The organism is Erwinia sp. ErVv1, assembly GCF_900068895.1.
Lineage (GTDB): Bacteria > Pseudomonadota > Gammaproteobacteria > Enterobacterales > Enterobacteriaceae > Erwinia.
In genome coordinates this window covers 1-7,385 of record NZ_CDPK01000009.1, presented here as the reverse complement: position 1 = coordinate 7,385, position 7,385 = coordinate 1, and the positions used below count along the sequence as shown (strand labels likewise).

General features: G+C 54.3%; 4 protein-coding genes and 2 tRNA genes. 4 read left to right on the top strand and 2 right to left on the bottom strand.

All coding sequences use genetic code 11. The features are described 5' to 3' along the window. The first annotated feature begins 2 nt into the window (after nucleotides 1-2). Nucleotides 3-2,312: a penicillin acylase family protein gene (locus tag A1830_RS13645; RefSeq protein ID WP_082804173.1), complete on the top strand. Its 2,310-nt coding sequence runs from the start codon at nucleotides 3-5 to the stop codon at nucleotides 2,310-2,312. 229 nt (nucleotides 2,313-2,541) lie between these two features. On the opposite strand, the gene A1830_RS13640 is transcribed toward A1830_RS13645, so the two are convergent. Together A1830_RS13640 and A1830_RS13635 are read right to left on the bottom strand one after the other, a co-directional pair. Continuing rightward, nucleotides 2,542-2,617: transfer RNA gene (locus A1830_RS13640), tRNA-Asn, on the bottom strand. Nucleotides 2,618-2,628: 11 nt separating this feature from the next. Continuing rightward, nucleotides 2,629-2,699, bottom strand: a tRNA-Asn gene (locus A1830_RS13635). Between the two features lie 526 nt (nucleotides 2,700-3,225). Between A1830_RS13635 and A1830_RS13630 the strand changes: the two genes are divergently transcribed. The 3 genes from A1830_RS13630 to A1830_RS13620 are packed head-to-tail and all read left to right on the top strand — an operon-like array spanning nucleotide 3,226 to nucleotide 6,696. Beyond that, the gene (locus A1830_RS13630; protein WP_067706957.1) at nucleotides 3,226-4,149 is read left to right on the top strand and encodes a sugar ABC transporter substrate-binding protein; all 924 of its coding nucleotides are present in this window, start codon (nucleotides 3,226-3,228) and stop codon (nucleotides 4,147-4,149) included. Nucleotides 4,150-4,171: 22 nt separating this feature from the next. Beyond that, nucleotides 4,172-5,656 carry a sugar ABC transporter ATP-binding protein gene (locus tag A1830_RS13625; RefSeq protein WP_067706953.1) on the top strand — a complete coding sequence of 495 codons (1,485 nt, stop codon included), beginning with the start codon at nucleotides 4,172-4,174 and terminating at the stop codon, nucleotides 5,654-5,656. Between the two features lie 11 nt (nucleotides 5,657-5,667). Continuing rightward, nucleotides 5,668-6,696 (top strand): ABC transporter permease, encoded by a 1,029-nt coding sequence (locus tag A1830_RS13620; RefSeq protein WP_067706948.1) that lies wholly within the window; start codon nucleotides 5,668-5,670, stop codon nucleotides 6,694-6,696. Nucleotides 6,697-7,385: the final 689 nt, after the last annotated feature.

Sequence of the window (7,385 nt, the reverse complement as noted above, 5' to 3'; positions counted from 1 at the left end):
TTATGCATAAAGCTATTCGCTGTATGGGTAAAACTGGGCTGTATTTACTCAGCGCAGCTGTGACCGTGGTGTTATGCATTGCCGTGGCAGGCTGGCTGACTTTATACCAGAGCCTGCCGGAGCGTGAAGGTCGCGTGAAAGCACATGGGCTGACGGGAAAGGTTGTCGTAACCCGCGACAGTGCTGGCGTACCCGAGGTTATCGCGCCAGATAGCCAGTCAGCGTGGTTCGCGATGGGGTATCTGCAAGGGCAGGAACGTTTTTTTCAGATGGATTTGTTGCGGCGCAGCGCGGCTGGTGAGCTGGCCGCGCTGGTCGGCAAGAGTGGTCTGAAATTGGATCGGCAGCGGCGCATATTTCAGCTGCGTGAGCAGGCAGGCCATGAGCTGACGCGATTACCGCCGGAGCAACGCCAGCGTTTGGCGGTTTACAGCGCGGGGGTAAATGCTGGATTGCGTGCGCTTAAAAGCCGTCCGTTTGAATACTGGATCTTACGCACTGCTCCGCAGCCATGGCGCGATGAGGACAGTTTGCTGGTTATTGCCGCGATGTATTTCGACCTGCAAGGTAACCAGCCAGGTAGAGAATACGCGCGTGGTTGGATCGCCAGCCATAATCCACAACAATCGACTTTTCTGCTGCCAACAGGGAGCCGCTGGGATACGCCTCTGACTGGTACTGTACCTGCTGAGGCCACTATTCCACATTCAGCGCCTGATTGGTGGGGGATACGTCAGCCAGCTGAGGACAAAGTCGTTAGGGAAGAGGGGATGAAGGGCAGTAACGGCTGGTTGATCCGCCGGGACGGCAAGGCGGTTCTGGCCAATGATATGCATCTGGGTTTGACGTTGCCGGGCATCTGGTATCAAGCGCAGATTACCTATCCCTGGCAACAAACAACGTTGAAACAAAGCGGGATTACGCTACCGGGCGTACCATTTTTACTGAGTGGCAGCAATGGCCATATCGCCTGGGGTTTTACTAACAGCTATGTGGATACTTTTGACTGGATTGCTATCGATCGCCGCGTGAAAGTTGTATCGCAGCAGGCCACCCTGTCTGTTAATCATGGTAGGCCGCAGGCGATCACGATTCGCAGCAGTGAATGGGGGCCGGTGGTGTCAACCCCGCGCGGTGAAATGGCGATGCGTTGGGTGATGCAGTTGCCTGATACGCTCAATCTCAATCTGATGGCACTGAGTGAGACTCAAAATGTTGCCAGCGCCTTAGCGGTGGGAAAGCAGGCAGGTATCCCGGTGCAGAATTTGCTGGTGGCTGACAGCAAAGGCAATATCGGCTGGACGCTGGCGGGGGCATTGCCGGACCGAATACAGCCCGGGCAGCAGAATAGTTTCCCCTTATCTTCCTCAGCGGAGAACCTGTGGCGTGCCTTGCCTCTGGCTCCTGATCTTCATCCACAGCGGGTTAATCCGCCTGAAGGCACGATCGTTACTGCCAATAATCGCCTGCTGTATAACGCACAGGGCGATCGGCTGGGGGATGGCGGTGCCGATATCGGGGTACGCTCTTATGCTATTGCTCAACAGCTAAAGCAACAGCAGTCGGCTGATGTGCGGCAGATGTATCATTTGCAGCTGGATAACCGCGCATGGCTGGCACAGGTATGGCGTGACTGGCTACTGCAAAGTCTTGGTGAACATCAGCCGGGAGAGGATGCGGCCCGTAGCGACATGCGCAGGTTGCTGGAGGAATGGAACGGCAACGCCAGCGCGGATTCCGTTGCTTATGGGTTGATCTCTCGCTGGCGTGATGAGGTCTACTCAGCCCTGTTCGGTAAGCTGGACAGTCAGCTGTTGACGCAGTGGCCACAGGCCAGCTATCGGCGGGCAAATCCCCGCTGGGACGAAACGCTACTGACAGTTATGGCAGCGGGTAGTTGGGTGCCTGACGGAGCCAGCGACTGGGCGGATTTTACCCGCCAAAGACTGGATTCGGTGTGGCAAAGCTTAGGTGAGGGTAAAATGAACTGGGGCGATATTAACCGTAGCAACTACCAGCATCCGCTGGCCAAATCGTTGCCTGTAGTGGGACAATATTTACGTTCCCCGGCAGAGCCTTTATCAGGAGATAACAATGTGATACATATCAATCGTCCTGCTTTTGGTGCTTCTGAGCGAATGGTGGTTTCCCCCGGCGACGAGTCACATGCGATTCTGAGCCTACCTGTGGGGCAAAGTGGCAATCCATTAAGCGACTGGTGGTTAGATCGTTTTTCCTTGTGGATGCAGGAAAAAGCGCAGCCGTTACAACCGGGACAGGAAGCGTATCGGTTAACTCTGGAAGGGAAGTAGTTTGCCTGCATGTAATAGCATGTTAATAGATCCTGTAAACCATTCTGGGTCACTGTCAGAGTAATAAAGGTGTTCGCTCACGCGGTCACCTCTATGGCTAACAAAATGACGCCTTGCCGGCCGCCAGTTGAATTCGTCATCTGGGTATTAGTGCCGATATACATTTCCCACCCATTCTATTGCAAAGCAAAAATCCCGCTCAGGTTTCCCTGAGCGGGATTCTCAAATATGGCTCCTCTGACTGGACTCGAACCAGTGACATACGGATTAACAGTCCGCCGTTCTACCGACTGAACTACAGAGGAATTGTTTCAACGGNCTCTGACTGGACTCGAACCAGTGACATACGGATTAACAGTCCGCCGTTCTACCGACTGAACTACAGAGGAATTGTTTCAACGGGGCGCATATTAACGATGGCCCAGGGGAATGTCAAAGCCCGATTTCACCTTTGTGGTGCGTTTGCTGGCAAAATCAACGATCTGCTCTCTTTCTCATCCATTAGCCCCTTCCTGCCTTCAGGATAACGCGCAATCTCTTGCGCCAGATCTCAATTTAAATCAATTACCGCGCCGATGTTAGAGGTATGTCAAAATTTTGTTGTTTGATTATTTTAAAACGCGCGTTCCAGTGTTTTGATGGTGAAAATTTCAAATAGTCAATTTATGAAATAAATAAACTTATCTTGCTATTAATACCGCGGGTTAACTCGTTAGGTGTCCGCAGGTTTGGTTTAACCTTCTAATTCAACAGAAGATGAGGTGTGAATGGTTTAAAGAAAACGTGCTGTTTTTCCAGATAGTTTTGGCTGTGGAATTAACTAATGCCGTTGGTGAAGTTGTGTGAATGTAAAAGATATTTTTCATTCGACGTCCGACCCGCCTGCGCATACTAACGATAAAAGGGCTGAGTTATGAACGTGAAAAAAACGATTTTAGCGTCGCTGTTAGTGTGTATGTTACCGGTCGCGGGCTTTGCCAAAGACCTGCAGATTGGGGTCTCGATGGCGTTATTTGATGACAACTTCCTGACCATCGTGCGCACCGCGATGCAGAAAGAGTTGCAGAAGGATAACGTTAAGGCGCAAATCGAAGATGCCAAAGGAGATGTTTCCCAGCAGCTTCAGCAGGTGCAGAACTTTATCGGCCAGGGGGTAGACGCCATCATCGTTAATCCGGTCGACACCAATGCCGTTAAGCCGATTATGGACCAGGCCAGCAAAGCGGGCGTTCCGCTGATTTTCGTTAACCGCCGTCCCTCCGCAGAGCTAACCGGAAAAATGGCCTATGTCGGCTCTGACTCCGAGCTTGCAGGCCGTCTGCAAATGGAGGCGCTCGCTAAGGATCTGAATTTCAAAGGCAACGTCGCCATTCTGATGGGTGACCTGGCGAATGAATCCACCCGTGAACGCACCAAAGGCGTTAAAGCCGTGATAGCGAAGTATCCCGGCCTGAAGGTGGTGCAGGCGCAGACGGCGAAATTTATGCGCAACGATGCGGTGGACGTGGTCAGCAACTGGCTAACCGCCGGAGACGATATCCAGGCTATCGCCTCTAACAACGATGAAATGGCGATTGGCGCGCTCCAGGCTCTCGGTAAAAACGCTAACCATATCCTTATCGCCGGCGTTGACGGCACTCCCGATGCGCTACAGATGATCAAAAATGGAAAAATGGTGGCGACCGTCTTCCAGGATGCCAAAGGTCAGGGTGAGGGCGCGGTAAAAACGGCTATCAGCCTCGCAAACGGCGAGCAGGTGCAGAAGGTGGTCGACATTCCCTACCAGCTGATCACCAAAGACAATATGGCCAAATTTATCAGCCTCAATCAGAAATAACCCTGTTGTCCGGAGGTGAAAAATGTCCGCATATGCGCTTGAGGCCGAAGGCATCAGCAAGTTTTTCCCCGGCGTGAGGGCGTTAGATAATGTCTCTCTGCGCGTTAAACCGGGAAGCGTCCATGCACTGATGGGCGAAAATGGCGCGGGGAAATCCACCTTAATGAAATGCCTGATCGGGATATATCGTCCCGATAACGGGATTATCCGCGTCAAAGGGGAGCCGGTGCAGTTCAACGATACGCTCGACGCGCTGCGTTCGGGTATTTCGATGATCCATCAGGAGCTAAACCTGGTGCCGCATATGACGGTAGCAGAAAACATCTGGCTGGGCCGTGAACCGATGAAGTATGGCTTCGTCAATCATCGCCAGCTCAATAAGCTGACCTGCGATCTGTTGAGCAAGCTGAATATCCGCCTGACGCCGGAAAAGATGGTGGGTGATTTGAGTATTGCCTCACAGCAGATGGTGGAGATTGCCAGGGCCGTTTCATGGAATGCCGACGTGGTGATTATGGACGAACCCACTTCGGCCTTAACCGAAACGGAGGTGTCGCACCTGTTCACCATCATTCGCGACCTTCGGGCACAGGGTAAGGCCATCATCTATATCAGCCATAAAATGGATGAGATTTTTTCCATTACCGATGAGGTCAGCGTCTTTCGCGATGGCGCCTGGGTGGGCAGCGATACGACCGCCAGCTACAGCCGCCAGTCGCTGATTACGCAGATGGTAGGAAGAGAACTTACCCAGCTCTTTCCAAAATTCAATAACGACATCGGTCAGGATGTGCTGACGGTGCGCAATCTGCAACGTAAAGGCGTGTTTCAGGAGATCAGCTTTAGCGTCCGACGCGGTGAGATCCTCGGCGTTGCCGGGCTGGTGGGGGCAGGGCGCAGCGAGGTGATGGAGAGTCTGTTCGGCATGACGCACATTGACGGCGGCGAAATTCTGATTGATGGCGTACCCGTCACCATTGATTCCCCCTCAACCGCGATTGACAAAGGCCTGGCGTTTCTGACTGAGGATCGCAAAAAATCCGGGCTGTTTTTGGTGCTGTCGGTAATGGAGAACATGAGCATCGTCAATATGCCGGAGTACAGCAGTTGGGGAGGCTTTGTCAGCCATATGCAGATGGCGAAGGACTGTATGGAGCAGATTCGGCGTCTGAATATCAAAACGCCGACGATGGATCAGATTATCAATAACCTCAGCGGAGGCAACCAGCAGAAGGTGCTGATTGCGCGCTGGCTGCTGGCACAGCCAAAGGTGCTGATCCTTGACGAGCCTACGCGCGGCATTGACGTGGGGGCCAAGGCGGAAATTTACCGACTGATCAGCGAACTGGCTAACCGCGGCGTGGCGATTGTCATGGTGTCCTCGGAGCTGCCTGAAATTCTGGGTATGAGTGACCGGGTGATGGTGATGCACGCCGGTCGGATCACCGGCATCCTCAGTAAAGAAGACGCCGATCAGGAAACCATTCTGTCGCTGGCATCCGAATAAGGGTTCAAATTATGAGTGACGTAAAAATGACAACTCCCCAGCTTACTCTGCCCGCGCAGCTCTCCAGGTTAACCTCCCGGCTGCCGAAGGATACCGGCATCTTTATCGTGATGGTGGGGATTGCGCTGATCTTTGAGGGATTCGGCTGGTACGTGCGCGATCAGTCGTTCCTTCTGAATCCAAACCGCCTGGTGCTGATTATTTTACAGGTGGCGATTATTGGCATTATTGCGGTGGGGGTCACGCAGGTGATCATCACTACCGGGATTGATCTCTCTTCCGGCTCGGTGATTGCGCTGACGGCGGTGGTGGCGGCCAGTCTGGCACAAACCTCCGACAGCCTGTCGCCGGTGTATCCTTCGCTGGTGAATTTACCGGCCGTGGTGCCCATCGTTGCCGGGGTGGCGGTCGGGCTGCTTTGCGGGGCGGTAAACGGATTTTTGATCACCAAAACCGGTATTCCACCCTTTATTGCCACCCTGGGGATGATGGTGTCGGCGCGCGGTCTGGCGCAGTATTACACCCAGGGGAATCCAATCAGTTTTCTGTCCGATGGTTTTACTTCGATCGGGCAGGGCGGCATGCCGGTGATTATTTTTCTGGTGGTGGCGTTTGTTTTCCATATTGCGCTGAAGTACACGCGCTACGGAAAGTATGTGTATGCGATTGGCGGCAATATGATTTCGGCAAAGGTGTCGGGGATCAACGTTAATAAGTATCTGGTGATCGTTTATACCTTTGCGGGTGGGCTGTCCGGGCTGGCGGGGGTGGTGTTGGCGGCCCGCGTGAGTAGCGGTCAGTCGAGCATGGGGGTTTCCTACGAGCTAGATGCGATTGCCGCCGCGGTGATCGGTGGCAGCAGTCTGATGGGCGGGGTGGGGCGCATTACCGGGACGCTGATAGGTGCGGTGATATTGGGGCTGATTAAGAGCGGCTTTACCTTTGTTGGCGTCGATGCCTATGTGCAGGACATTATCAAAGGGATCATTATTGTGAGTGCCGTTTCGATTGATATGTACCGTAATCGTAAGAAGCGCTGAGGGGGATGCCTGGTGCGGTAAAGGCTGGTGATGTCGCCAGGGGTTGGTGCGCGGTGCGGCAGGGGCTAGTGATGTCGCCAACGGGTGGTGCCCGGTGCCTGGCGGTCCTCGCGCCGCGCGTGGCGCGGTTCCTTCGCTTCGCTCGTCGACTTTCCGGACCGGNCTGTCCCGGCATGCCCTTGTGCCAGCCTCCCTGCTGGCCCATCCGGGTCTTCCTCCCTGCGCTCAGCGCTGCGGATTGCCTGTCACCGGGCCCCACCCGTCTGCTCTTTTTGCTTTGTGCTGGCTGTGGGTAAGGGCGGTTTAGGGGGTTACAGGCGATTCTTTGGCAGGTTTAAAGCAAAGAGAACTCTGCAATTAAGACAACCTCCGTGCCAAAGCTTCAGGGCCGTAGCTTGCGGGTTGCGCACGGTGCGCTAAAGGCTTAGTGCTGCCGTCTGCGGGTTGTGCCTGATGCTGTAATAGCCCTGAATGTCATATGTAGATGGAGCCTGATACGGCAAAGATCCGGGGTGTCGTCAGCGGATGGTGTCCGATTCAGCAAAGGGTTCAGTGCTGTCGCCAACGAACGGCACCCGGCTAGCTAAAAGGTCTGGTGCCGTCGCCAACGGGTGGTGCCCGGTGCCTGGCGGTCCTCGCGCCGCGCGTGGCGCGGTTCCTTCGCTTCGCTCGTCGACTTTCCGGACCGG